25 protein-coding genes are annotated in these 26089 nt (G+C 31.7%); 19 read left to right on the top strand and 6 right to left on the bottom strand.

What is annotated here, in order from left to right:
• The first annotated feature begins 25 nt into the window (after positions 1-25).
• Positions 26-241, top strand: coding sequence for an alpha/beta-type small acid-soluble spore protein (locus ACUN28_RS28305; RefSeq protein ID WP_001167047.1), 216 nt, complete (start codon positions 26-28; stop codon positions 239-241).
• A 75-nt stretch (positions 242-316) separates the two neighbouring features.
• On the opposite strand, the gene ACUN28_RS28300 is transcribed toward ACUN28_RS28305, so the two are convergent.
• Positions 317-730: a hypothetical protein gene (locus ACUN28_RS28300; RefSeq protein ID WP_016089839.1), complete on the bottom strand. Its 414-nt coding sequence runs from the start codon at positions 728-730 to the stop codon at positions 317-319.
• 737 nt (positions 731-1467) lie between these two features.
• Here ACUN28_RS28300 and ACUN28_RS28295 point away from each other — a divergent pair.
• From ACUN28_RS28295 to ACUN28_RS28280, 4 genes are all read left to right on the top strand, one after another.
• Positions 1468-2565 (top strand): S-layer homology domain-containing protein, encoded by a 1098-nt coding sequence (locus ACUN28_RS28295; protein ID WP_445423450.1) that lies wholly within the window; start codon positions 1468-1470, stop codon positions 2563-2565.
• Positions 2566-3392: 827 nt separating this feature from the next.
• Entirely contained in the window at positions 3393-3686 is a 294-nt protein-coding gene (locus tag ACUN28_RS28290) for an ArsR/SmtB family transcription factor (RefSeq protein ID WP_097864216.1), read from the top strand.
• A gap of 251 nt (positions 3687-3937) precedes the next feature.
• A complete protein-coding gene (locus tag ACUN28_RS28285) occupies positions 3938-4192 on the top strand; it encodes a hypothetical protein (protein WP_445423449.1) in 255 nt (84 codons plus the stop codon).
• A gap of 415 nt (positions 4193-4607) precedes the next feature.
• A complete protein-coding gene (locus ACUN28_RS28280) occupies positions 4608-6314 on the top strand; it encodes a M4 family metallopeptidase (RefSeq protein ID WP_445423448.1) in 1707 nt (568 codons plus the stop codon).
• Between the two features lie 180 nt (positions 6315-6494).
• Here ACUN28_RS28280 and ACUN28_RS28275 read toward each other — a convergent pair whose 3' ends face one another.
• Positions 6495-6965: a hypothetical protein gene (locus ACUN28_RS28275; RefSeq protein WP_016136183.1), complete on the bottom strand. Its 471-nt coding sequence runs from the start codon at positions 6963-6965 to the stop codon at positions 6495-6497.
• A 655-nt stretch (positions 6966-7620) separates the two neighbouring features.
• Here ACUN28_RS28275 and ACUN28_RS28270 point away from each other — a divergent pair.
• The 5 genes from ACUN28_RS28270 to ACUN28_RS28250 all read left to right on the top strand — a co-directional run bounded on the left by ACUN28_RS28270 (position 7621) and on the right by ACUN28_RS28250 (position 12515).
• Entirely contained in the window at positions 7621-8004 is a 384-nt protein-coding gene (locus ACUN28_RS28270; protein ID WP_016089846.1) for a (deoxy)nucleoside triphosphate pyrophosphohydrolase, read from the top strand.
• A 938-nt stretch (positions 8005-8942) separates the two neighbouring features.
• The gene (locus tag ACUN28_RS28265) at positions 8943-9866 is read left to right on the top strand and encodes an HNH endonuclease (RefSeq protein WP_098324419.1); all 924 of its coding nucleotides are present in this window, start codon (positions 8943-8945) and stop codon (positions 9864-9866) included.
• A 57-nt stretch (positions 9867-9923) separates the two neighbouring features.
• Complete coding sequence (locus ACUN28_RS28260; RefSeq protein ID WP_445423447.1) at positions 9924-10286, top strand: hypothetical protein; 363 nt, start codon at positions 9924-9926, stop codon at positions 10284-10286.
• 68 nt (positions 10287-10354) lie between these two features.
• Positions 10355-10684 carry a nucleotide pyrophosphohydrolase gene (locus tag ACUN28_RS28255; RefSeq protein WP_445423446.1) on the top strand — a complete coding sequence of 110 codons (330 nt, stop codon included), beginning with the start codon at positions 10355-10357 and terminating at the stop codon, positions 10682-10684.
• Between the two features lie 148 nt (positions 10685-10832).
• On the top strand, positions 10833-12515 hold the full coding sequence (locus ACUN28_RS28250) for a DNA/RNA helicase domain-containing protein (protein WP_445423445.1): 1683 nt from the start codon (positions 10833-10835) through the stop codon (positions 12513-12515).
• Positions 12516-13018: 503 nt separating this feature from the next.
• Here the strand turns inward: ACUN28_RS28250 and ACUN28_RS28245 are convergent.
• The gene (locus ACUN28_RS28245; RefSeq protein WP_445423444.1) at positions 13019-14683 is read right to left on the bottom strand and encodes an ABC transporter substrate-binding protein; all 1665 of its coding nucleotides are present in this window, start codon (positions 14681-14683) and stop codon (positions 13019-13021) included.
• 102 nt (positions 14684-14785) lie between these two features.
• Here ACUN28_RS28245 and ACUN28_RS28240 point away from each other — a divergent pair, with 102 nt between their 5' ends.
• The 4 genes from ACUN28_RS28240 (at position 14786) to ACUN28_RS28225 (ending at position 18648) form a co-directional block, all read left to right on the top strand.
• A complete protein-coding gene (locus tag ACUN28_RS28240; protein ID WP_445423443.1) occupies positions 14786-16039 on the top strand; it encodes an MDR family MFS transporter in 1254 nt (417 codons plus the stop codon).
• A gap of 92 nt (positions 16040-16131) precedes the next feature.
• Entirely contained in the window at positions 16132-17286 is a 1155-nt protein-coding gene (locus tag ACUN28_RS28235; protein ID WP_016089853.1) for a 1-deoxy-D-xylulose-5-phosphate reductoisomerase, read from the top strand.
• A 217-nt stretch (positions 17287-17503) separates the two neighbouring features.
• Complete coding sequence (locus ACUN28_RS28230) at positions 17504-18076, top strand: histidine phosphatase family protein (protein WP_016089854.1); 573 nt, start codon at positions 17504-17506, stop codon at positions 18074-18076.
• A 188-nt stretch (positions 18077-18264) separates the two neighbouring features.
• A complete protein-coding gene (locus tag ACUN28_RS28225) occupies positions 18265-18648 on the top strand; it encodes a hypothetical protein (protein WP_016089855.1) in 384 nt (127 codons plus the stop codon).
• A 253-nt stretch (positions 18649-18901) separates the two neighbouring features.
• Here ACUN28_RS28225 and bla read toward each other — a convergent pair whose 3' ends face one another.
• Positions 18902-19834, bottom strand: a complete 933-nt coding sequence (gene bla, locus ACUN28_RS28220; protein WP_016089856.1) for a class A beta-lactamase — start codon at positions 19832-19834, stop codon at positions 18902-18904.
• A gap of 672 nt (positions 19835-20506) precedes the next feature.
• Here bla and ACUN28_RS28215 point away from each other — a divergent pair.
• The 5 genes from ACUN28_RS28215 (at position 20507) to ACUN28_RS28195 (ending at position 24864) form a co-directional block, all read left to right on the top strand.
• Complete coding sequence (locus ACUN28_RS28215) at positions 20507-21127, top strand: DsbA family protein (RefSeq protein WP_016089857.1); 621 nt, start codon at positions 20507-20509, stop codon at positions 21125-21127.
• Positions 21128-21300: 173 nt separating this feature from the next.
• A complete protein-coding gene (locus ACUN28_RS28210) occupies positions 21301-22122 on the top strand; it encodes an MBL fold metallo-hydrolase (RefSeq protein ID WP_016089858.1) in 822 nt (273 codons plus the stop codon).
• A gap of 4 nt (positions 22123-22126) precedes the next feature.
• Positions 22127-22519, top strand: a complete 393-nt coding sequence (locus ACUN28_RS28205) for a nuclear transport factor 2 family protein (protein WP_016089859.1) — start codon at positions 22127-22129, stop codon at positions 22517-22519.
• Positions 22520-22673: 154 nt separating this feature from the next.
• Complete coding sequence (locus ACUN28_RS28200) at positions 22674-23201, top strand: nuclear transport factor 2 family protein (RefSeq protein WP_016135763.1); 528 nt, start codon at positions 22674-22676, stop codon at positions 23199-23201.
• Between the two features lie 400 nt (positions 23202-23601).
• Entirely contained in the window at positions 23602-24864 is a 1263-nt protein-coding gene (locus ACUN28_RS28195; protein WP_098654119.1) for an S-layer homology domain-containing protein, read from the top strand.
• A 264-nt stretch (positions 24865-25128) separates the two neighbouring features.
• On the opposite strand, the gene ACUN28_RS28190 is transcribed toward ACUN28_RS28195, so the two are convergent.
• On the bottom strand, positions 25129-25557 hold the full coding sequence (locus ACUN28_RS28190) for an ImmA/IrrE family metallo-endopeptidase (protein WP_016089862.1): 429 nt from the start codon (positions 25555-25557) through the stop codon (positions 25129-25131).
• Positions 25558-25579: 22 nt separating this feature from the next.
• Complete coding sequence (locus ACUN28_RS28185) at positions 25580-26008, bottom strand: helix-turn-helix domain-containing protein (protein WP_016089863.1); 429 nt, start codon at positions 26006-26008, stop codon at positions 25580-25582.
• Positions 26009-26089: the final 81 nt, after the last annotated feature.

The following is a 26089-nucleotide window of genomic DNA, read 5'->3' as shown; positions in this document are numbered from 1 at the left end:
CAAATTCAACGGAGGTGTTTAAAAAATGCAAATTCGCGAAAATAATAATTCAAACGAAATCCTAATAGCAGCTGCAGCAAGTGCAATTGAACAAATGAAATATGAAATTGCTCAGGAGTTTGGTGTTACACTTGGACCGGATTCAACAGCAAGAGCAAATGGTTCAGTAGGTGGAGAAATTACAAAACGTTTAGTTCGTATGGCGCAAGAGCAGTTATCTGGTCAATATAAAATTCACTAAAGTTAAAGGTATATCCCATGGAAGGGATATACCTTTTTAATTTGCCTTTAAAGAGGATAGTGAAAATTTTTACTGTTAGTTAAATTTAGACACTGCAAATTTGGCTGTGAAGTTCATCTTCTTCATGTAAGAAGAATTTACTCCTGCTTGAAATTGAACAGAAATATTACCGTCTTTTTGTGCTTTGAATACGCGACCGTACGGTGAATTAGCATTGTATGTGCCAATTACTTGATCATCCGCATCAAAGACTGTATAAGAAATTGGGAACCCGGAATTTTGTACAAAGACTGTAAGTTCTTCTCCTTTACTAAGATTAAATGATTCTTTTTGAGAAACTTCATAGGAACTCATAGAGTAATATTTTGTAACTTCTTGAATGTCTAAGTTCGTAGTTGCCGCACTCGCTTTTGGTGCCTCTACTCCTGGTAAATTCATACCTGATAGTACTGCAATTCCTAATGCCCCTGCTAAAATTACTTTTTTCATAATACTAGTTCCTCCTTTAATATATTGTGAGATTTGAAAACGAAGTGAAAATACCACCTCTTGAAACCATTACAGTTACAACGAGAATGATTTTCAATGAGATTTGATATGTAATTCTGCATACGTAAGATGTCGATATAAGGTAATCTATCCGAAGTTTAAAGTATTCTTAAAGAAGGGGAGAACAACTTTTCAAAACTATGAATGGGATGGTAGCTGGTTTTTACATACCTTGGTTCTATAAGTGAATATTTTGTTGTTTTTTTATTGTGCATTCATTGTATGTAAATAAACAATCAATTGTTGATAAAGTTGTATAATTTGGAATTATTAAACAAAACAAGAGGTTATATGTTATAATAAAGCTGCAATAAGGTTCAGCATCCTAATCTTATTGTGTATATTTAGCCTATGTATGTCGTTTGTATTAAAAATAAGAAGTCTCTCAAAAAGAGGCTTCTTATTTTTTGTATAGAGGGGATTACAGATGATGGATTATTATCAAATTCTTTTATTTACTATCAACAAATTTTTTACATACATGCTCAACGGAATCTATTTTTAGAGGTATTCCGAAAGTAGAACAGAGGTTATTAATACATGAGGGAAATGATTAAATTGTATATATTTATATATAACAATTATTTTATGTTAATATTGATATGCTAGGAAAGGAATTATATAAGGCAAATGAAATTAATTGTAATAATAAATTATAGAAATAAGGGGATTAAAGTATGAAACTATCAAAAATGCTTTTAATAGGAGCTACACTTGCTACGACGACATTAACATCGTTAACGAATGTACAAGCAGACACAACATTTAAAGATGTTCCTGCAAATCACTGGTCTTATGATGCAATTATGCATCTAAAAGATAAAAAAATGATAGCTGGGTATGGAAATGGAATGTTTGGATTAGGCGATAATATTACGCGGGGACAAGCAGCTCGTCTGCTATATGTGTATCTACAGCCATTACTTGTAGGTGATAGGTTTGAAGATCAATTTAAAGATGTAAAAGGTACTATGTTTGAAAAAGAAATTTATGCTGTTGTCAGTTCTGGTCTTATGAATGGATATGGGGATAATGAATTTGGTCCAAATGATGTATTAACTCGTGAACAATTGGCGGCTATTTTACAAAAAACATTTAATTTAAAGCAACAATCTATTACTACTTTTAATGATGTGGAAAAAAATTATTGGGCTACTGAGGCGATTAGTGCCCTACAAGAAAATAAAATTGCTGTGGGCACAGGTGACAATTTATTTGAGCCTAAAAAAATAGTAACTCGTGAGCAGTATGCACAGTTTCTATATAATGCAATGCGTAAGTTAGAGAAGCTGGGACAACCTGAAGTAATGCCGTTGGGGATACCGAGATCCATGGTGACAGATGATTTCACTTTTGATAAATCGTTGGTTGATATTGTTCCTGTGTATAGTAAATCTATATCTAAAGAGGCGCAGGATCTCATTAAGGAGATAAATTTGAAATATGATCTAGATATAAAGTATTGGGAGACAAGTGCTGTACTACATTTAGCTTCATCTAAAATGGCAAAAGAAAATAAAGATTGGTATGGACCATTGAGTATAGATGAAAAGGGCGGTAATAATTTTGCTATTAGCTTCGAAAATCATAAACCATCTATTGAATTGACGAAAAGGTGGGTTACTATGATATACCCTGATTTAAATCTAGATAAAGAGATTGATAGATTGGTCAAAAATGTAAATGTGGAATATGCATTTGATAAAGGCCGACATAAAATAAAAATGGGACAAACAGCTAATTATAAGGGCTGGCGCATTTATATTGGTGAATAATTAACCCTTTTCGAAGATTTACACTGATAGAAGAATTTATTATTTGTGATTGAAGACGTAAGTAATTGGTTAGAAACAAATATTGACCATGTAGCGTAGAATTTTGATGAATTATGAAAAAATTACGTCTAGGAGCTAATTTGAGTAGGGCTAATAGAAATGATGAAGTTTATAAAAGCAAATAGAGAAGAGCATTTTCGTAAATTAATTGCTAGTAATGAGCGGGAAATTGCAAAAAAGAAGAGTTAATCAAAAATTAACTCTTCTTTTTATTTAAAAATAAACTAAATTTCTATACCCGTTATACCACAGTTTATTAATTAGATTGTGTATAAAATCAATTTTTATTCGTTCATATTATTTGGGTTAACTAAAAAACGAAATAAAAAGGATATTTTAGGTTAGGGAAATTTAAAAGGCCTTGTCATTATAGACAGGGCCTTTCAAAAAGGGACACAATTGACAACTGAAGGTGACTTCATATTACCATTTTTGGTATTTGAATTCCAGGTGTTCGTGTTGAGAAATAAAATGATTATTTTGTAGAGTGTGAGATGGGGGATACTGCTTATCAATTTTTCAGGACGGGAAGGCAAAAAGCAGAATTTTTTATTTCCTTTAGACAAAGGATAGGAGAAGTATTTTTGCTTAGCAAAGTGTGTTAATCATAGATCAAAGTTATGTAAAAAAACTGTTTTCAGGATAGGTGTCCTTTTTGTTTTAAGAAGAGAATATATTTTCTCAACAGGACAAATTGTAATCATCTATAAGTATTATTTATAAGGATAATAAGAAAAATAGAAATTAATAATAAAGGAGAATGCGAAATGAAAACAGTAGTAACTGATAGAGATCTAGCTGAAATCCGTGAAGAAGACGTAGATGTTTTAAAAGTAATGGCACATCCGGTACGATTACAAATTGTAAATGAATTAATGCATCATAAAATGTGTAATGTTACGCAATTAACGGAAATATTAAGACTCCCACAATCTACTGTTTCACAGCATCTTTCAAAATTAAGGGGAAAAGTACTTCGTGCAGAAAGAAGGGGATTAGAGATGCATTATTATATAGATAATGCTAAAGCTCGTCAGATTGTAGGAATCTTAGGTTTTTAGGCTAATAGTATGTGAAAAGTTTCCTGTCATGAAGCAGGGAACTTTTCTTTTATGATTAACAAATTGTCCTCATTTATAAAGAAACATAAAGCTAAGAAAGCGCGATGTCTAGATTGTTTTATAACGGGTGCACATGTAAAATTGCATACCATATATTCTTGATAATTAAATAAAAATGTAACTATAATGATTACATTGAATAGATATTGAATACATCTATTCTTATAGAATAACAACGGAGGTGATTGAGAATGTATATAAAAAAATTGATCCTAGCTGGAGCACTTGGTTTTATAATTCTTGGATGCGCTAATATAGCAGGAGAAAAAGTAACGAAAGCTAATGCAGCTTCAATTGAAACAGATAGGGTAACAATGGAGGGACCAATAGTCGAGTTAGGGCAACATGATTTTTATATTAAGTCCCAAAAGTACAATGAATACTTTGATAATCTTATAAGAGTAGAAGTAGATTATAAGCGCGATGTTAAAATAGGGATCAAGTAAATTTATTGGGTTTATGTGGATAATTTTTAGTTTTTAGTACCTATATGACAGAAACTAAAGTAGAAAAGATTTAAATGAAATGACCATAAGATAGATTAAATGAGAGTAACATTTAGTTATATTTGTACTACATCAGATGAATATAATTGCCCTAACTCTTCAGTAGTGTGAAGGTACTTTAACTAGTAATAAAAAATCGTAAAATTCAAATGAAAAGATTTAGTTTTTTGGTATTATTATAATTTATAAAGATGTAAGCATTATCTTTAAAGGAAGGTAATTTGAATCCAGAAGCAGGATGCTAGATAAGAGGTTAATCATTATCGGTTGCTCAAATGTAGAGACAACGAATTATGTTTAGATAAACTAAATTAAAAATCATTTTATATAAATATAACAATTTAAGAGGTGGAGTATGAAAAATAAGACAAGTTTTGTAAGAGTTGGAGTAACCACAGGTGTTTTGTTATCCGCGATTATGCCATTTAGCGGGGCCTATGCGGCAACAGAGGATTTAAAAGTAGAAACAAAAGAAGATACATTCCGAGCAGGTAATCTAACAGCACCTTCTCAAAAGCCGGCTGAAAATGTAGCGAAAGATGCATTAAAAGGAAAAACAGAACAGGCATTATCATCAAAGCAAATTAATACGGAATCGAAAGTTAATTATAATGTAACGCAAAGTCGTAAATCTTATGATGGTACAACATTAGTACGTCTGCAGCAAACATATGAGGGTCGTGATGTATACGGATTTCAGCTAACAGCACATATTAATGATGAGGGTGTACTTACGAGTGTTTTAGGGGATAGTGCTCAGGAGTTACAACAACAGGAAGACCTAAATCAATCTATGAAACTATCGAAAGAGGATGCAAAGAATCAGATATTCAATCTATACGGGAACGATCTCACATTTATTGAGGAACCAGAGATTAGAGAAGTAGTGTATGTGGATGAGAATACGAAGAAGGCTAGAAATGCATATCAAATTAACTTTAGTGCATCTACACCTGAATATGTATCTGGAACAGTATTAATTGACGCTTTTAATGGAAATCTCTTAAAAGAGATTGTTCAAAAATTGGGTATACAAGTAGATAGTAGTATTGTCCAATCCGCGACATCAAATAAATCACAAGATCCTTCAAAATTAACAGGCGCAGGTAAAGATGATTTAGGTATTAATCGTACATTTGGAATTTCACAACGAAGTGATGGAACGTATATTCTTGCAGATTATTCTCGTGGTAAGGGAATTGAAACGTATACTGCTAATTATAAAGACTATAACAATTATAAAAGAAATGCATGGGGGTATCTGGATGATTTAGTTACAAGTAATTCTACAAATTTTACAGATCCTAAAGCCGTTAGTGCACATTATTTAGCAACTAAAGTATATGATTTTTATCAAGAAAAATATGGTCGTAACAGCTTTGATAATAATGGACAAAAAGTAATTTCTGTAGTTCATGGCTGGAACACAAATGGCACGAATAAAGGCAATCCTAAGCAGTGGTTTAATGCATTTAGTAATGGGGCTATGCTAGTATACGGAGATCCAATTGTTAGAGCATTTGATGTGGCAGGGCATGAGTTTACACATGCGGTTACAAGAAATGAATCTGGACTTGAGTACGCAGGAGAAGCAGGTGCAATAAATGAGGCTTTATCTGATATTTTAGGTGTGGCTGTTGAAAAGTATGCTAATAATGGGAAATTTAATTGGACGATGGGAGAACAATCAGGTCGGATTTTTAGAGATATGAAAAATCCCTCATCAATATCTTCTAGATATCCTGAAGATTATAAACACTATAACCATTTACCTATTGATGCTGATCACGATCATGGTGGCGTGCATACAAACTCTAGTATTATTAATAAGGTAGCTTACCTGATAGCTAGCGGTGGTAATCATAATGGCGTAAATGTCCAAGGTATTGGAGAAGATAAGATGTTTGATATCTTCTATTATGTTAATACAGATGAATTAAATATGACTTCTGACTTTAAAGAATTAAAAGAGGGTTGTATTCGTGTAGCAACAAATTTATATGGTAAAAATTCATCTGAAGTACAAGCTGTCCAACAAGCTTTTAAAGCAGCTTATATTTAATTTCTATATGGTAAAGTGTCAGCTTTTATGTACTGTTACGTATAAAAAACGTTTTGTATTATAAGTAAGTACATGCTATTCATATGAGAAAAACTTGTTAATTAGATAAACTTAAAAACCTTATAAACGAATTAAGTAATATAATTCGTTTATAAGGTTTTATTTTAAATATAATAATATTTACTGTGATTTTTTATCGAAGAATAAATTTAAATCTGTTTTGTCTGTGTCATCTGCTAAAGCGTTGTGTATAATATCATTTAATAATTGCATTTTTTCTTTTTCAAAGAATGGGACACTAATATGATAAGGTGTTCCTGCTTTTTCAATTCTTAAAATTGTTTGAATGCCGCTACCTGCAATTCCAATACCTATTAGTAGAAAAATTAACCCACCAATAAAACTATCACTCAATGTACTTAATCCAATTAAGAAGATCAGAATTCCTAAAATAATTGGTTTGAAAAAATACTTGGTAGATAACATAGCTCCAGAAATATTTTTTAGAGGAATGTTTTGTTGGTCTTTACCAGCAGGAATAAATCCTAATAATGTGTTTGATAAATTGGTTTTTACAAACCGATTATCAACGTCTACTCTACCTTTTATCCAAAAGAATAATAAGCTAGTTGAAAATTCAAGTCCTTTCATCTTGTCATCTCCTGTTATAAATTGTTAATAATAAAATTGCAATATTAGTATATTAGCATGAATAGAAAATAATGTATATAAGTTTTTATAGAAAAAAAGAAATTTTTCGATGGAATTTATTATCTATATATAATACATCTGATGAAAATGATTTATGTATAAATAAGAAAGTGAAAGGAAAGGGAACTGTTAAAAAGATGTAACTAAATAGGCGGCATACATAAATTAAATATATTACTAAAATAATAATCTTTCTTATGCTTTACCGAAAGTAAAGCTTGAGTTTTAAATTTAAAAGAACAGTCAGTTCATATTATGTAGAAAAGAGAGTAAATGAATTCTATAATGAAAAACAGAAAATACGTTTTTCCTGCTAATTTAGGTACAATGAAAATGGAAAGATCATTTTGCGACACAATAATAAAAAGTGGTCGCTCCTGAGGGCTATACTTGATATTTATGAAATATCAAGTATCCTCTTTTGAAGAGATGATGTAAGAATTGAAATTGTTTTGTTCCATATATTTTCGTAACGTTCTTAAGCGATTTTGTAGTTGTTAGTTTAATCATCAATTAAAAGGAAAATTTGGTGTTTAAAAATGAATTAATATAAGATATTAAGTATTAATTAATCTGTATAAGGAAGTGAGTAAGTATGAAGAGAAAAATATCAGTTGTTGGTGCGGTAATTGTTAATGAAAATAATGAAGTCTTATGTGCATTACGTTCTCCTAAAATGACGTTACCGAACTATTGGGAATTTCCAGGTGGTAAGATAAACAGGGGAGAAGAGCCACAAGCTGCATTAATTCGAGAGATAAAAGAGGAGCTTGGGTGTAGAATTGTTGTAGATGAGAAGGTAGAAGAGGTCGAGTACGAGTATGAAACTATTGTTGTTCATCTTACTACATATAAAGCAAGAATATTGGAAGGTGAGCCCAAAGCTCTTGAGCATGCAGAGCTAAAATGGACGAGTATTAAAGGTTTAAAGCATTTAAAGTGGGCACCAGCTGATATTCCTACCGTAGAAGCACTCTAGGAATATTTTAATGAAATATCCTTGAGAAAAATAACTCTATTATGTAATATATAATTATAATATTCGCTTATTAGATTCCATTTATTCCCACGCATTATGTGTTGTGGTTGAGTTGTAGAAGCAAGTTTTGTTCTTGTTTCAATTTTGAAAGGGCTTCTTTGAGCCGATTAGTGTATACAGTTTATTTTGCTATGCACAATTAATCGACTTAAAGGAGTCCTTTTTGGTTTGTTTAAGTGGGTATATAAAGTAGGTTTTAAGCTAAAAAGAAATATGGTTGTTTAGAAGGAATGTGTAGTGATGAATTAAAGCATTTAGTATCTAATGAAAAGATCTATATAAAATCACAGTAAGGATGATCTTAAGTAGAGAAAAGAGACAAAAGTTATAAGTACATGGTGAGAGTGAGTTCTCTAATTTTAAAGAGAACCTAATAATTCATTTATAGAAGAGGAGAAGGCCAAGTGAGAACAACTCGATAAAGATACGTAATTAATGGGAATATGTAATAGAACATAAGACTCTACATAATGAGATTATTGAATCATTTTCAAATAAACATCTACAGTAGGAAAAAGAACTGGAAGCCATTTTACTTGGTGGTGGTTTTGCTTCTGGAAAAATCTCAATTTTAGAGTAAAGGGATTTACAATGTTTTTTAGTGGTTACAGGTGGGAATAGTTTAGGATTAAAATAGAACTTATATCACGTGATTTAATAATAGAGTATGTGCTGCCTTCGTAGATATTTCTGTAATATTTATTTAATTTATGAATTGCAAAAGTAAATTTCATGAGAGAAATTCTAATAAATTAAGAAAAGTACGATAGGTGAGTAATATACACTTAAACAGACTATTTGCTAATCATAGAAGAGTTTTTTTAGTATTATATTAATTAGAATACAGCGTAGTAAATAAACGCCTTAGGAGAGAATATATGAATCATTTTATTGTTATGCAAGGACATACTTATCAAGAGGAAAAAGAATTAGAAATTATTTGGTCGCCTAAAAAGGATAGAGGCGGTAATGTACCACATTCATGGAAAAGAATGATGGATGTAAAAAATGGAGATCGAATCTTTCATTATGTAAAAGGGGACATTGTAGCGGTTAGTATTGCTGAAGAAGATTGTAAAGAATCGAATAAACCGTCGATTATGAAAAGTCATGATCAATGGAATGATGAAGGCTATTTGGTGTCTTTAAAATATCATGAGTTGGAAAAACCAATTAATATACGTGAGAAATTTGAAGAGATATCGCAGCTGTTGCCAATTAAATATTCACCTTTTCAATCAGATGCAAAAGGAAATCAAGGATACTTATATCCATGTAATGAAGAATTAGCCCTCAAATTAATTGAACTAATTAGTGATTTAAACATTTATGAGAAGAAAAATGAGCAATTAGAATTATCAGTTGATGAGGTAAGAAGGACTGAAAATAACACATTAATTCCTGTGATATCTGAAACGGAATCAGAGGTAAAAGCTACAATTCGAATTGGACAGCAAAAATTCAGGAAAGCATTGATGGATCTATGGAACGGAAAATGTGCATTATGCGGAATAAATTTGCCAGAGTTATTAAGAGCAAGTCATTCAAAGCCTTGGAAAGATAGCACAAGTATGGAGCGATTAAATTCTTATAATGGTGTGTTACTTTGCTGTAATCATGATGCCTTGTATGATAAAGGGTTCATTACATTTGATGGTCAAGGGCGATTGCATATTTCGCCATTAATAGTAGATACAGATTATTTGATATTTGGATTACAACCCAAAGCAAAGATAGAAATTCGCCCAGAAAATAAATTATACTTTAAGTGGCATAAGAAGAACATTTTTAAAACAAAATAGTATAATTCGTAATTTCAATTGTATGAAGAACATAAGAGAATTGAAGGAGATTGCTACATGTGTAAATGTTATCAATGTGGTACAGAAATGATTATGCAATTGCAAGATAGGTATAGAGAATATTGTCCAAAATGTCATGATCTCAGGCAAAGTAGCTTAGAATATTATAATTTAAATGAGCTACTAGAATATATGGAAGCAAATGAATACATGAGTAAGGAAAGTATGTTACATAACTTTCTAAAGTGGGAATTTGAGTTAACGAATGGAAGTATATTTAGGTTATATTTAGATGTGGATAGATACGATCAAGTCGGTGATGAGATCCTTTCAAAACAACTAGAGGAATATATGAAGGGAATCCGATTAAAATTAAATGTTAAATATGAGGACGATTATATCTGGATTAAGGTGGATTAATTGAGGCTTTATAAATAGTGCGTGTTATTTTGAAAAGATAGTATGAAAAAGAGAGGAGATTAATAGTGATGCAAGATTTACAAAAGGCAGTAATAAAATTTAGAGACGAGAGAAATTGGGGTCAGTTTCATAACGCAAAGGATCTGGCAATTTCATTAAATTTAGAAGCAGCAGAATTACTTGAGACTTTTCAATGGAAGTCTAGTGAAGAAGCAACAGAAACTAAAATGCAGGAAATGAAAGAAGAAATAGCGGATGTAATGATTTATTTGCTGATGTTAAGTGATAAATTAAATATTAATTTAGAAGAGGCAGTACATGCTAAATTACTTAAGAATACAGAGAAATATCCAGTAGAAAAGGCATTTGGAAAAAATAAAAAATATAATGAACTGTAAAACGATTAACGTTTTACAGTTTTTTTGAGATAAATATGTAAAAGAAGAGGGATGGGAATTTGAATTGGATGTGTGTATTGGATTCAAATGGTATACAATATTCATCATTCTCAAATATTCTTGAATTTAAAAATTGGGGGTTATTTAATTGATATCAGTTGCAGCAAAATTATCTTCATTTGAAATAATTAAGAAGAAGCGAAAAGATTTTGAGCAAGGCAGTATGAAAGACTTTGAAATTGATAGAGTACCAGTAGTCTATATTCAACGAGATAAGAAGAATTTATATGTAGGTAAGTCCACAGATATATATGAGCGTTTTGTTGCACATATAAGTGATGAAAGTAAAACATTCAATGAAGTTATTGTGATAAAAAGTGAATTATTTAATGAAAGTTCAATTAAGCATATTGAAACATTGTTAATTGAATATTTATCTGCAGATGATAAATTTAACCTACTGAATAAAGTAAGGGGCCAAAAGATTCATTCTTATAACGGGATTGAAAATGTTCAGAGTATGTTTCAGGCAATTTGGAATCAGTTAATTGAAGAAGGGATAGCTAGTGAGAAGTTAGGTGAGATACATAATAAATTTATTTATAAATATTCACCATTTAAAGACTTATCGGCTAATCAAATTGAGGTCTGTAAAGACATTTTTAATACGATGCTTACCACATCAAATAGTGGACATTTGATTACAGGGGACCCGGGTACCGGTAAAACAATTGTATTAACAAATATCTTATATGCGCTTGCTTATGACAATGAAACTGGTAAAGCACGAGAGGGCTTGAATTATGAAGATATAGCACTTGTAGTTCCGCAAACTCACTCATTAAATTTATATAAGAGTTTAATGAACAAACTAGGCCTACAAAGTATTACAGTACTGTCACCTTCACAATTTATTAAGCAGGCAAAAAGTAGGGGTACAAAATATAAATATGTTTTTGTGGACGAAGCGCATCGTCTGAAACAATATTTTGGTAAACAAGCACGTGATTTAAAACATTTAGTCACTGATAATGGTTATACAACTGAGTTGGAGTTAATAGAAACATATGCATATCACTTAACTGTGGTTTATGATCCATACCAAACAATTCGACCTGCAGATATAGATACAGATGTATTTCAACGGTTGACAGTGAATTATAAGAGGCATCCCTTACATAAACAATTCCGTTTAAAATCTGGAGAGCAATATTTAGCATGGCTGCGTAAATATCTACAAATAGCAAATAATGTTGGTGTTTATGAGGAAGGCTTATTGCAGGGTTATGACTTTAAAGTAATGGATTCTATTACAGAGTTAAATGATTCTATGAAATCTTTAAATAAAGAATATGAATTATGTCGCGTAGTCGCAGGATATTCTTGGAAATGGGCTACACAAAAGGATAAGACTCTATATGATATCAAAGATCCTGTTACAGGTAATACATTTATATGGAACTCAAAGGTAAAAGATTGGATTAATTTTAAAAACAGTGTAGAGGAAATAGGATGTATTCATACTACTCAGGGTGCTGATTTAAATTATATTGGTGTGATTTTAGGGGCAGAAATTGATTGTTATTACACAGGTGAAGAAAATGGAGACTATGATTTGAATAAAGCAAAAATCATCGTCAATCCAAAAGAGTATAAAGATCGAAACGGCCTTCCGATTAAGGGAACGGATGTAAATAATGAAGAGTTAACATCCTATATTAAACGTATTTATTACGTATTATTATCACGAGGGATAAATGGATGTTATGTCTATGCAGTAAATCAAAATATGCAAAAATATTTAAAGGAAGTAGTAAAAGTAAGTCAATAATTATAAAAAGGGGTTACAGAATTTACGATACGGGAAAGCCCACACAGGAATTTCGTCAGCTGACCCCTTTAGGGGAGAGTGTCAACTTAATGCAGTACCCCCTGTCAATTAGACAGCATTTAAAAAGTTTAACTAAGAAACTTGAGTTCTACATTTATTCAAACGTATTTGTTTAACTTTAAATAGTGTTATATAAGTAAAAAAATCCATTTAGATCATCTAAATGGATTTTTTGCGTTTCTAGATATGACTACTGATAAATTGGTGGTTACCCAAAATAAAAAACGAGCTAACTTCTCATAGATAACTGTGGGAAGATAATAATTTTGTTTTGTGAGTCCTTCGAAATATTTGTAAATAGAGATGATGTTATTTATTGATTAATTAAGTTGTTGACGTTTGGATACCAGTTTAATTGACCTAATAGCGGTGTATCAGTATTCCTAAAAAACTTACCTTTGGCATTAGGGAAATTAAATAGGGTGATAATGATTACAAGTAGATTAGGTTTCTTGTGAATTTTGAATGAAAGGTCTTATCCAAAGTTGAGAAAAATCCACATACCCAAAATATTTCATCTTAATATTCGTTAAATCTGATGAAAAGGGAATTTGACGTGTATCATAGTATAAGGGAATCATGATAGAGGATTCTATCAGTTCTTTTTCAAGATTCTTATTTAATAAAGCCCACTCTTCAAAATGTGTATGTTTATATTTAGATAGTTGTTTTCTAAGTGATTTATTTGTTTTTAACACTTTAGCTAATGGTGAATATCTAGCTGTTAAAAAATAATAAAATGAAATCTCTTGATTCATCTCGAATACTTCACCATGAATAAATAGGTCGACTTGTTCATTAAGTTTTTCATCCCTAAGATAGTTTTCAAATGGAACCCATTTAACTTGAAAAGGTATATTTTCTTTTTCTAAGATATTCATTAACCATTTTGTAGTCGCTTCTGTATACTGAGTAGCTTTTATAATAAGTGGTTCTTTAAAGTCGGGACGTTTTCTTTTTGGAATATTGACTTGATGATCTATGTCTTTCAAGCAGCTCTTAACGTTTGGGATTTTTTGAGAATCATATTCATGAATATGATTTATATTGTTAGCGATAATAGAATGTAAGTAATTACGAACATCTATGTGCTGAATGGAAGAATCGCGCCAAGCATTCATAATTATAACGCCAAAACCGGAATTCCTTTCTACTTGAAAAGTAGAATTACATTTATGGTGTTTGGAAGATTGATAAATAGTATCAAATTCTAGAGGGACCTGAATGAATTCTACTGTATCTAGCAGTGGTCTTTCTTGAAAATAATCATGAAATGCTATCAATGATGTTTTCTCCAGATTATTCTCTCCTATATAAAAACCACCGGTTCCTATAATTTGACCGTTATTTTCTTTATAAATACTTGTATTTATCATACATAACATTTGTAAACAATAACTACACCCCTTTGGGTAATGTATATCAATAATTAATGGTGATAAAACTTCTATTTTTTCTATGGGTGCCCATAAATCTTTATAGTATGTATGATCGCGTAATTTTGAGAGACATAGTTTCACATCAGACGCTGTTAAGATGGATCCATCATGAAATTTTATAGACTTTTTTAAATATAGTCTAAGCGTAGATTGAGCTAAATCCCAACTATGAGCTATTTCAGGGAATATGTTCCCCTTTTCATCCATATAAACAAGTCGATTGAAAACATTTGCGACAATATGTGCACTATGTACATCGGCAGCCTCGAGCGGATGTGTTGTTAAAAAGGGCTTTCTTCTAGGAATAATTAATTTATCATCTGAATTATGTATATAGCCAAATTTTGAATGAAACTTAGTCATTAAGCGTAGTTTACTGTTTGGAGACCAATTATATAGTAAATATTTACTACTTTTTTCAACAGGCTGTTGGTTCATAATTTCCATTACTTGTGACTCATAGATTTGTTCTATATTTTTCAACCATTGGAGAGAGGAGTGATTTCCTCTACCTTTTCCAGAAATGAAAGTCAGCCAGCCTTCATCCATCCATTTATGTAAGTAACGTACTGTTTGCTTTGTACTTAAATTTAAAAAATTTGCTAGGTCTTGTATTTTTATATTTCCTGAAGAAAATGATTGCCATAGATTCAGTAAAGTTTTATCCATTTTCCTATCTCCTTTTATAAGTGGACATGTTTTTCTGAAGTTGTCCATTTTTAATTTGATAAGTCTAGTTTAATATAACATTAGACAAGGGGAGGAGATACGATGAATTGGAAAGAATTTGAGCAAAATATAAAAGTACGCTTAATTACATCATTTTTTAATCGTGCTGTTACATCAGCAGTAATGCCTTTTATGGCATTGTTTTTTGCTCAAGAAATAAATAAAGTATGGGCCGGGTTATTTTTAATCTTAACGGTTATGTTAAGTTTTTTTTCAAATTTAATTGGAGGTTACATTTCAGATCGATTTCAGCGAAAGACAATCTTATTGTTAACTTCTTTTTCTAGTACTTTGATGTTTTTATTCATGACTTTAAGCTTATATCCGAAAGATAAGGTGATCTGGTTATTTGCAATCGCTTATGTAGGTTTTATAATAACTAGCAGTCTTGGGCGACCATCCATGCAAGCTATCATCATAGACTCAACTACACCGGAAAATCGAAAGGCTGTCTATACAATTGACTATTGGCTTATGAATCTTTCTATGGCAATTGGTGCAGCATTAGGTGGTTTTTTATACATTAATCATCAACAAGAGTTGTTTATACTACTGACTTGCGTTTCTGCTACAGTACCGGTTGCTTATAAAATTTGGCTAGTTACAGAAGTTAAAGAGTGCTTAGAAAAAAGGCAGGAAAATATAGTACTTGATCTAATTCAAAATTATAAAATTGCTATTCAAGATAGAGCATTTTTAAGAGTTGTAATAGGATCTACCTGTATATTTGCAGCAGAGTTTTCTTTAAACAGTTATATTGGTGTACGACTTTCAGAAACATTCAATCCAATAAGCATTGGGGACTTTGAAATAGTAGGAGTGAGGATGCTAAGTATTCTTAACATACAAAATATGCTTTTAGTAGTATGTTTAACGTTTATTATAAATAGAATTACAGATCATCTAACTGGGAAAAAAGCGTTACTTTTAGGTCTTGTGCTCTATGGGATAGGCTATGTGGCAGCAACATCTTCAAACACATGGTACGTACTGATTATTTTTAATTTTATCGCTACTGTTGGTGAACTTGTCTACTCACCAATCAGAAATGCAGAACAAGCTAATATGATTCCGGCTGACAAGAGAGGATCATATTCAGCCTTTGCGGGTCTATCAGATATTGGGGCGGACCTAATTGCAAGAATGACTATTATCGTCGGTGCATTCTTAATTCCTACGATGATGTCTGTCTATATTGGTATGATTGTAATAATAGGGGCATTTTTCCTATATAAGGGCCTATATGTTAGAAGTAATAGTCAATCGCTGGAAAGCTTGAATAAAATTTCAATATAATATGATGCTTAAAATGAAATATACACTATTCTTTCTATAGAGTCGTAGGATAGGTGTGTAAAGAGGGATTATTCAACTTTGGAGGAATTATCATGGTAAAATATATTTCGATTCTTGGTTCAACTGGATCAATTGGTACGTCTGCATTAGATGTAGTCACTTCTCATCCGGAACATTTTAAAATTATTGGTTTAACGGCAAATAACAATATTGACCTTCTCGAACAACAAATACATACATTTCATCCTCGAATTGTAAGCGTTAGCACAAAAGAATTAGCAGATGCACTGCGGAAGCGAATTTCTACGGACACAAAAGTCACATATGGAATAGATGGATTAATTGAAGTTGCAACTTACCCTGATTCTAATCTTGTATTATCTTCAGTTGTTGGTGTTTCTGGTCTCGTTCCAACAATTGAAGCATTAAAAGCGAAAAAAGATATAGCAATTGCGAACAAAGAAACATTAGTTGCGGCAGGGCATATTGTGACAGATTTAGCGAAACGAAACGGCTGCCGCTTAATTCCAGTAGACAGTGAGCACTCTGCCATTTTTCAATGTTTAAATGGGGAAAATACTCAAGAAATTGAGAGGCTTATTGTTACTGCTTCAGGCGGTGCATTTCGAGATAAAAAGCGTGAGGAAATGGAAATCTTACAAGCTAAAGATGCCTTAAAGCATCCCAACTGGTTAATGGGGGCAAAACTAACCATTGATTCAGCTACATTAATGAACAAAGGCTTTGAAATCATGGAAGCACGTTGGTTATTTGATATCCCATATGAGAAAATTGATGTTTTAATTCATAAAGAAAGTATTATTCATTCTTTAGTTGAATTTATAGATGGCTCTATCATGGCACAGCTCGGTGCCCCTGACATGAGAATACCGATTCAATATGCGTTTCATTATCCAACTAGATTACAATCAAACTATAAAAAATTAAACCTATTAGAGATAGCTAGCCTACATTTTGAAAAACCAAATTTCAAAAAATTCCCTTGCCTACATTATGCATATGAATCCGGAAAAATTGGTGGTACAACACCTGCTGTTTTAAATGCAGCGAACGAAATTGCAAATGCGCTATATTTACAAAATAAAATTTCATTTTTTGATATTGAAAAAACAATTTATTCTACTCTTGAAGCTCATCATAGCATTGCAAATCCAAATTTGGAAACAGTATTAGACGCTGATCATTGGGCTCGTGAATATGCAAAAGAATTATTAATTAGAAAATGAAAAAAGAGCTAGAACAAAACTCGTCTTTTTTAGCTCTCCATTTTACGCGTTCTTTTGTTTGAATACATTTACGTTCACGGAATTGTGAAGAAATGTATTAAAGATATCGCATGCATAAGGATTTATAGTGATTATTAGTTATAGTCATTGGGAAAGTTCTTTTTAATTAATATAAGCTATATAAGGAATAAAGAAACCTAAAAAACTGGAGGTAATTATGAAAACTTTCATATATATGGTTAGACATGGAGATTCACCAAAGTTTGGAAAAGAAGGAACAAGAGGATTAACTGAAAAAGGAAAATTAGATGTTCAACAAATAACAGATATATTACAAGGTGAGGGAATCGACGTTGTTATCTCAAGTCCATACAATCGTTCAATTCTAACTGTTCAGCAGTTAGCAAAGCAAATAGGACAAGAAGTTTTAGTATTTGAAGACTTAAAAGAGAGAATCTTTATTGCTGAAGAGGAACGAATGTCGGATAAAGAATTATTTCCTTTGATAAAAAAGTCATTTTTAGACCCCGACTTTTCTTTAAAGGGAGGAGAGTCTAATGTCGACTGTCAGAAACGTGCTATAAAAGTCTTAAAAGAATTATTAAACACCTATCAAGGACAGAAAGTAGTAGTAGGCACTCATGGAGCTGTAATGACTTTGATGATGGGGTATTATGACAGTAAGTATGATTTGAATTTTTTACTTCAGGCATCAAAACCAGATATATATAGAATGGAATTCAATGGACAGGAATTGGTGGAGGTTAAAAGATTGTGGGAAATTTCATAGATTGACTTTATTCATCCGTAGCTTCCCCAAATGACGTGTATTATAAGGAATAGGGTTACTGCTGTAACTCTTTTTCTTATGGCACTGACGGGGGGATTGATTTCAAAAATCTAAAAAATTCGGTTTCTTAGCATACAAAATTCACGTTTTGTTCTTGCTATCCCGGGGTGAAATGGGAGGGAATGTTTTTGGGCAGGATATCTTTAAAGTTATTTTTTAAATCAATCCTATTTTTTTTCATATGCGGTATTGTTGTTTATTCTATATTTCAGATTATTTTTGTTTGGAGTGTTTCGACAGGATTAGGGAGGGATGATATAGTCGGATTTTCTGATAATAAGTATGTAATTGGCCGTCCGCCTGTTAGCTATAATTTATATAAAAAAGATAGTGGAGAAACTATATTAGATAATGTTAATGGTTATAAAAAGGGGAAAACTAAAAGCTATGTTCGAAATGAAGTTGAATTTGTAGTGATAGATGAGATAAAGGGTAGCTATGAACTGTATAAAATAGAAAATGCTTCAGAAAAGGAGATAGAACCGCTGAAAGAAATGAAGGAATTAGAATAATAGAGATTATCTGAAAGGTAAAGAAGCACGCTTGTTATTGTTAGTTCTAAAAGATGATTTAGACTGATAACTGGGTTTAATTTCATGAAAAGAGTATAATCTTTCCTTTCCATATGTTATTTATCATTTAAGACCTACTTAAATTATTTCTTTAAATTACACTTTAAATGATAATTCTTTATAAAATACACAAAAAGCCCGTCACAGTATTGTGACGGGAAAATAGAAAAATTCTGATGACTAACTACTATTACTATTTATTTGGAGCTTTTAAAGCATCCAATACTATTTTGGTTGCTTCTGCAATAAGCTTATCATCGTATTTAGCATCCTCTTTATCATGATTAGAAAGTATCGCAAGAACAATTGGCTTTTTATTTGGTGGCCAAATAATTGCGATATCATTTCTGGTTCCATAAGATCCCGAGCCAGTCTTATCAGCTACTTCCCATCCTCCTGGAACTCCAGCACGAATTAAGTTGTCTCCCGTAGTATTTCTTTTCATCCAATCTATTAATAAATTCCGTTTCTCAGTTGAAAGTACATCTCCTAGAGCGAAAGCCTGCAGACTAGTGGCTAATGCCTTTGGGGTACTAGTATCATGAGTGTCTCCTGGATGCACTTCGTTTAATTCTGGTTCAAAACGTTCAGGGTTTGTAACGGTATCTCCTATTTCTCTCAGTGATTTTTTGAATTCACTAGGCCCACCTAATTGTTTAAGAATAAGATTTTGTGCCGTATTATCACTATATCGAAGGGAAGCATCTGCAAGCTCTTTCAGAGCCATACCTTTATCAACATACTTTTCTGTAATTGGATTGTAATTAACAAGATCTTCACGAGTATACAAAATTCTTTGATTGAGATCTTCTATTGATTTCTTTTGTAAAAGGACTCCCACGGCTAGAGCTTTGTGGGTAGAAGCGTATGCAAACCGTTCATCTGATTGATAAGTAATGGTTTGATTCGTATCAGTGTCCAAGGCATAAATACCGAGTTTAGCGTCAAATTCTTTTTCAAGCTTAGCAAAAGAATGATTAACTGTATTTTCTTGTTTGGCTTGTTTAGGTGGTTCAGATTGAGTATTACTATTGGAACAGCCTATAAGCGTTGCGCATGAAAGAAATAATACAGGTACAATCTTTTTGTAAGGTAACATGTTAAAAAACTTGTTTAAGACTAACATAAATTTTCAACCTCTTTCAAAAATATATGGTTTTCGTCTAGGTGTTCTAAATATCAATACAATTAAAGAGGGTATAGGGTAACACTCTTCTTGCATCACTCTTATCATAAACACCTGTTTTATACGTATAATTAATAGACAATCTAAGTAGCAAGTTTGTTCCATTTAAAGAAATAAGAAGATGTTTTTGGAAATCATCACCTGAAATAATGGACATTTAGGGTAAAGGGAATTTACTTTAATTCCATAGTTGTGAAAACGTTAAAGTAGAAATTTAATGTTTTTTGTAAAAAAGAATTGACTTTCGAAGTCGTTGTAACTAATATGGTTACATAGAGTGTAACTTATTTAGTTACAACCACTTCCTTTTTTAAGAAAAAAATTTATATATTTAATTAAGGATAGCGGTCTATACGTTGTCGTTTAGTGCAGAAAATTACTACTATATTAACAACTATTCATATTCTTAACGGTAGTATTTCCTGCTTTAGAGCCAAAATGTGCAGTGTTATCTTTTATAAATAATTTTAGTGATCTTTTTTTGGAAGGATTAGTTTTTGGGGAAAATAATAAGGTTGCTAAAAAAGATGCACTTTTACAAACTAAAAAGCTAGCTAAGAATTTTTAAGTGATAGCTGAACTAGCTAATAAAAATAAAGGTAGGAGATTTAAATGGAGAAAAAACAAGATAACCTTATATATGTATGGGACGCATATTGTGGATGGTGCTATGGTTTTTCAGAAAATATTAAAGGATTTTACAAAGACCACACTGAAATGCCGTTAACAGTTTTATGTGGGGGGTTATTTTTAGATGATCTACCAATAAAAAATTTCTCATATATAGAAGAGGGAAATAAAAGAATTAATCAACTTACAGGCGCAGAATTTGGTCCTTCCTATCAAAAATTGGTGGAAGAAGGTACTTTTAAAATGAATTCAAAAGATGCTGCAATTGGCTTTTCAGCTTTACGCTCATTAGCACCAGACCGTTTGTTAGAATTCACGTCTGCTATGCAAAAAGCGTTTTATTATGATGGACAAAGCCTAAGTGATCCTGAGACATATCGTAAGATTGCAATTGAGCATGGTTTGGACCCTGAACAAGTATTAGAGCGTTTAAATGCGCAAGAAACAATTGTAGATGTCCAAAATGATTTCAATAAGGTTCGACAGCTTGGGGTTAATAGCTATCCTTCATTACTTTTACAAAAAGATAATCAAATTATTCCTATTGGTGGTGGGGTAATGACGCCAGATAAAATTGAAGCACGTTTTAAAAATTTTTACTAAGAAAGTTTAGGCTATAGTAGCAAACATGTTAGCTTACGCCAACTGACATACATTTCCCGAATATTTGCTGGTGCTATTACACTTTCAGGTGAATTGAAAAGGGAGTTTCTGTCGGAATAAGACAAAAATATGGTAACTAATTAATAACTTTAACAAAAGGAGAATAACATTCTATGTTTAAAACAATTGATATAAATCAAAAAGATGTAAAATTGACGGTGTTTAGTTCAGACGAAAAAAGTTTTATGGTCACTGCAACCTTAGTTGAGAAAGCAGGACATGCATTTTTAATAAACACAAAATTTACTCAATCTGATTCGAAAGAAATTGTGGATTATTTGAAAAATAATAACTTATCTCTAGATAAAATCTTTATTATCCATGGGGATCCTGATTACTATTTTGGGTTAGAAAGTATTAAAGCTGCTTACCCAGATGCTATAGCGTATGCTACAGAGTCTACGGTTGAACATATTGTTCATTCTGTATTAGGGAAATTGAAAGTTTGGAAAGATGCACTTGGAGAAAATGCACCAAGTAATGTGGTATTACCACAAGTGTTTAAGGAAAAATCTATTGATTTTCAGGGACTAACATTTGAACTAGTAGGCTTAGATCATTACAGAACTAGCTTATTTAACAGAGAACTGAAATTATTAATTGGGGGAATAGATGTATTTAACGAAATCCATCTATTCTTAGCAGATACTAGTTCAAAAGCAGCAATGGAGGCATGGATTGAGAACTTGAAAGTGCTACAGGCTTTAAATGCGGACGTAATTGTACCGAGCCATGGATCAATTGAAAAATCCTTAGATAATCAAGCAATTACTGCAACTATGGATTATTTAAGAACTGCAATTCAGGCTTCTGAGGAAAGTAAAACTTCAAAAGATTTTGTAGCAAAACTTGAAACAGCATATCCAGGCTATGCTAATAAAGGTGTATTAGAATTAAGTGCAAAAGTTGTAACAAAAGAAATGCCTTGGGGTTAATGCTATGAATAGATATCAAAAACTATTACATGAAACATATGTGTTAACTGGTGAAGGAAAAATGGATGCTTTCAAAACGTATTTAAGTGAAAAGGTATCTTGGACAGAAGCTGCTGGCTTTCCATATGCGGGCACTTATATAGGTCCTGATGAAGTAGTGAAAAATGTACATGAACGTCTTGGAACTGAATGGGATAACTATAGCGCTAAAGATGAAATTTATGCTTTTAATAACAATACTGTTATTGTGTATGGAAAATATAGTGGAACATATAAAGTAACAGGGAAATCATTCATAGCAGATTTTTGTCATCTTTATGAGTTTGATGAGAACGATAAGGTTAAAAAGTTTATTCAAATTGTGGACAGTGCAACTGTTAATGAGGTATTAAGTTAGAGTTACTAGTTTCTGACATGCCTCGTATAGGGAGTATTGTTAGGAAAGATGGATTTTCCTAACAATATCTCTTACATCACATTCTGGGTAAGGTTTATCCTTTATCGAGTGTGTTATCGAATATGAATCATAAAATTAGAAGAGGTAGGTATATATGAAAATAGAGAAAAATTTAATAGTAATAATTATTTCTGTGTTTATTTTAGGAATTGTGTCGACTTTGATATTTCAAGCTTCAACTGGTAATACCAAAGGTCATTCAACAAAGAGCGAGAATGTTGCACCAGTATCGAAAGATAATGTGACAGAAAAAGAAAAGAATAAAAAGATGGTAGTTGATTTCTATAATGAAGTTTTTAACAAACATAATATCGATATTATCCCTAAATATGTAAGTGAAGATTATAAGCAACATAATCCTTTTGTTGCTGATGGACGAAAAGCCTTCATGGATTTCTTTAAGGAGGACTTTGTAAAAAATCCAAATTCCTCTGCAGAGATAAAACGTGTAGTAGCTGAAGGAGATACAGTTGCTCTTCATGTACATTCTCGTACTAATTCTCAAGATAAGGGAGTTGCTATAGTGGATATTTTCCGCATAAAGGATGGAAAGATCGTCGAACACTGGGATGTAATTCAAGAGATTCCAAATGAGGCAGCTAATAATAATACGATGTTTTAGGTAGAAAAAATATATAAACTAAATTCAAATTTCTAACTCAAGACTCCATTTTGATTAACCTTTTTTCAAAATGGAGTCTTCTTATTTTTCATATGGGTTTGTGGAACATTTTTGATTATACTTTATTTCAACTCAATATTTGTATTAATGAGGTTCAATTTATAGGTGATAAAATTGATAATACTCTTGATGTATGAGTCACATAGTAGTAAAAACTCTTCTATAGGCAAGAAGAGTTTTTTAGTGAGTTTATAGCATTCTGGAGGGAATTAGTTTTTTTATCACTAATAACATTAAATAATTATATATAAATATAATTATTTAATGTTATTATGTTTATATTGGAAAATAAAGTATATTTTTGTTCGCAAAAATAATTAGGAGAAGAAGGGGAAATAGCATGAAAATGAAAAAAATGATTTTAACAGGTGCAGTACTTGCAGCAACAACTTTAACGTCTTTAACAAATGTACAGGCAGATACAACTTTTAAAGATGTTCCTACTGATCATTGGTCATATAAAGCAATTATGGATCTAAAAGAGAAAAATATCGTAGCTGGTTATGGAAATGGCATATATGGTTTCGGTGATAGTATTACACGTGGTCAAGTTGCTAGATTGCTTTATGTATACTTGAAACCAGTAGATGTAGATGCTAAATTTCAAAATCCATTTACGGATATAAAAGGTACTATGTTCGAAAAGGAAATCTTAGCAATCACAAATGCAGGGATTATGAGCGGATATGGTAATGGAAAGTTTGGACCAAATGAGGTCCTTAATCGTGAACAATTGGCAGCTGTTCTAACACAAGCATTTCAATTAAAAGCAACAACTGTCACAACTTTCAAGGATGTTGACAAGAATTATTGGGCTACGAAGGCAATCAGTGCATTGCAGGAAAGTAAAATTGCTGCTGGTACAGGAAGTAACTTATTCGAGCCAAAAAGAGTTGTAACACGTGAGCAATATGCACAGTTTCTATACAATGGAATTAAAAGTGTGAACAAACCAGAGACAAAACCAGAAACAAAACCAGAGACAAAACCAGAAACAAAACCAGAAACAAAACCAGAGACAAAGCCAGAAACAAAACCAGGAGTAACACCAATAGGTATTCCCAATGCGTTAGTGACAGATGATTTTTTCTTTGATAGATATTCCATTGAAATTTCACCTGTAAGAGAGCAATCTATTTCTAAACAAGGTCAAAATCTTGTTACTGAAGTAAATAAGAAATATAATGCGAATTTAAGATATAGATACGTAGCATCAGAAATTGATCTATATACTCCTAATTTGCCAAGAATGATTGATTCTCATGGTTCATTTTCGTTTGTTGGGAAGGATGCAGATAATTTCTATTTCGTGTTTGTCGTTGACAAATCAACTGTTGAGCTAGCGAAAAACTGGATGCATATGATAAATCCGAATTTCACACTTGATAAAGAAATTGATAAATTAGTAAATCCAAATCCAGAATTAAAAAAAGAAATTGATAGTTTTGTAAAAAATAATAAGGATTATATCAATCGTTTTGAAAAAGATAATCATAGCGTAGAAATAGCTATAAGTCCTCTACATTCAATAAGCCCTGGAGAGTCAGTAGTTACTCTAAATCCAGATTACTCTATATTACACGTTTCTGTACAAGCAAAATAATATTTTAAGTAATGTATCGATTTTCGTACAGGGAAGTATGGACAATATTAGAGGTTAAAGATTTTTCGAAAAAGACCGACTGTGATTGAAGTGCACCCCAATTGTTAGACACATAATTAACAATTGGAGGTGCATTTTTATATTCGATTTAACTGTATAGATTTTTTAAACATTAGATATTATTTCATTTCCTATGCTGTAACGATGGAATATTCTCTTTTTTTCGTCAGTGTTTGAACCAATAATTAAAATGTCTTAATTCCTTTAGCAAGGCTTGTAAAATTCCAAAAGTTCAACTGGAATATTATTTTTGTATGCTATACATGCTTTTGTATCATCAGGCTGAATGGTCTTTTTATCAATTAACAAAAGCGCAGCAAACGTGTTTGCTTCTATCTCTAATTTATCAACGGAAAAGAATGTATTCTTACGCAGAAAAGGTGTATTTGCATGAGTATGAAGAACCGCATGTCCTAATTCATGAGCACAAACAGTTTTCTGCATAGATGGAGATAAATTAGTATTAATAACAATGAAACGATTTCTTTTTTCATATTTATAAAAACCATTTATTTCTTCATGTAAATCCCATGTTAGTACATGTATTTTTAAGTAATCTGCAAGCTCATAGGGGTTTGTCGTGTTGTATTTTGTACTAAGTTGTTGGACTAGATCTCTAATGACGAATTTCAATGTATTCCCTCCTAAGCTCGCATCAGTTATCGTCTGGACTACGATATTTCTTAGGCACGTATTTTTTATTGATTACTTTCGTTTGTTTGACAATGTACTCCATTGCATCTAATAGTGATTCTACAGCTTCTTGACTCATAGGTTCACCAGAGAACATTAACCCATCTTCTCCTTGAAGGTCCTTTTTTATTTCTTCCATTCTTTTTGCTATGTCTTTCTCATCTTTCGGCGTTAATTGCTTCTTTTTTTCGTCCGTAACAGCTCGTCCTAGCAAATAGTCAGCTGAAACTGAAAAGCAATCCGCTAATTTAGTTAGAACATCATGTGGAGGGAATCTTTCTTCTGATTCGTAGTAACCTATCATTCTTTGGGATACTCCAATTTTTTCAGCCAGTTGTTTTTGTGTTAAATTTTCTTTTTTTCGTAAGGATTTTATTCTAACTCCTATCACATTGTTCACCTCTCTAATTGAACTAATTGTTCTTTATAGATTTATCTTAGCACAAAAAGTTCTTTTTTGCATTGACAAAGA

Source organism: Bacillus sp. WC2507, from assembly GCF_052656125.1.
The sequence above is the reverse complement of the archived record's forward strand: the minus strand, read 5'-3'. Positions and strand labels throughout refer to the sequence as shown.

Excerpts from the sequence above, each read along its gene's own strand:
- ACUN28_RS28305 (WP_001167047.1), top strand. The coding sequence starts at position 26 with ATGCAAATTCGCGAAAATAATAATTCAAACGAAATCCTAATAGCAGCT.
- ACUN28_RS28300 (WP_016089839.1), bottom strand. The coding sequence starts at position 730 with ATGAAAAAAGTAATTTTAGCAGGGGCATTAGGAATTGCAGTACTATCA.
- ACUN28_RS28295 (WP_445423450.1), top strand. The coding sequence starts at position 1,468 with ATGAAACTATCAAAAATGCTTTTAATAGGAGCTACACTTGCTACGACG.
- ACUN28_RS28290 (WP_097864216.1), top strand. The coding sequence starts at position 3,393 with ATGAAAACAGTAGTAACTGATAGAGATCTAGCTGAAATCCGTGAAGAA.
- ACUN28_RS28285 (WP_445423449.1), top strand. The coding sequence starts at position 3,938 with ATGTATATAAAAAAATTGATCCTAGCTGGAGCACTTGGTTTTATAATT.
- ACUN28_RS28280 (WP_445423448.1), top strand. The coding sequence starts at position 4,608 with ATGAAAAATAAGACAAGTTTTGTAAGAGTTGGAGTAACCACAGGTGTT.
- ACUN28_RS28275 (WP_016136183.1), bottom strand. The coding sequence starts at position 6,965 with ATGAAAGGACTTGAATTTTCAACTAGCTTATTATTCTTTTGGATAAAA.
- ACUN28_RS28270 (WP_016089846.1), top strand. The coding sequence starts at position 7,621 with ATGAAGAGAAAAATATCAGTTGTTGGTGCGGTAATTGTTAATGAAAAT.
- ACUN28_RS28265 (WP_098324419.1), top strand. The coding sequence starts at position 8,943 with ATGAATCATTTTATTGTTATGCAAGGACATACTTATCAAGAGGAAAAA.
- ACUN28_RS28260 (WP_445423447.1), top strand. The coding sequence starts at position 9,924 with ATGTGTAAATGTTATCAATGTGGTACAGAAATGATTATGCAATTGCAA.
- ACUN28_RS28255 (WP_445423446.1), top strand. The coding sequence starts at position 10,355 with ATGCAAGATTTACAAAAGGCAGTAATAAAATTTAGAGACGAGAGAAAT.
- ACUN28_RS28245 (WP_445423444.1), bottom strand. The coding sequence starts at position 14,683 with ATGGATAAAACTTTACTGAATCTATGGCAATCATTTTCTTCAGGAAAT.
- ACUN28_RS28240 (WP_445423443.1), top strand. The coding sequence starts at position 14,786 with ATGAATTGGAAAGAATTTGAGCAAAATATAAAAGTACGCTTAATTACA.
- ACUN28_RS28235 (WP_016089853.1), top strand. The coding sequence starts at position 16,132 with ATGGTAAAATATATTTCGATTCTTGGTTCAACTGGATCAATTGGTACG.
- ACUN28_RS28230 (WP_016089854.1), top strand. The coding sequence starts at position 17,504 with ATGAAAACTTTCATATATATGGTTAGACATGGAGATTCACCAAAGTTT.
- bla (WP_016089856.1), bottom strand. The coding sequence starts at position 19,834 with ATGTTAGTCTTAAACAAGTTTTTTAACATGTTACCTTACAAAAAGATT.
- ACUN28_RS28215 (WP_016089857.1), top strand. The coding sequence starts at position 20,507 with ATGGAGAAAAAACAAGATAACCTTATATATGTATGGGACGCATATTGT.
- ACUN28_RS28210 (WP_016089858.1), top strand. The coding sequence starts at position 21,301 with ATGTTTAAAACAATTGATATAAATCAAAAAGATGTAAAATTGACGGTG.
- ACUN28_RS28205 (WP_016089859.1), top strand. The coding sequence starts at position 22,127 with ATGAATAGATATCAAAAACTATTACATGAAACATATGTGTTAACTGGT.
- ACUN28_RS28200 (WP_016135763.1), top strand. The coding sequence starts at position 22,674 with ATGAAAATAGAGAAAAATTTAATAGTAATAATTATTTCTGTGTTTATT.
- ACUN28_RS28195 (WP_098654119.1), top strand. The coding sequence starts at position 23,602 with ATGAAAATGAAAAAAATGATTTTAACAGGTGCAGTACTTGCAGCAACA.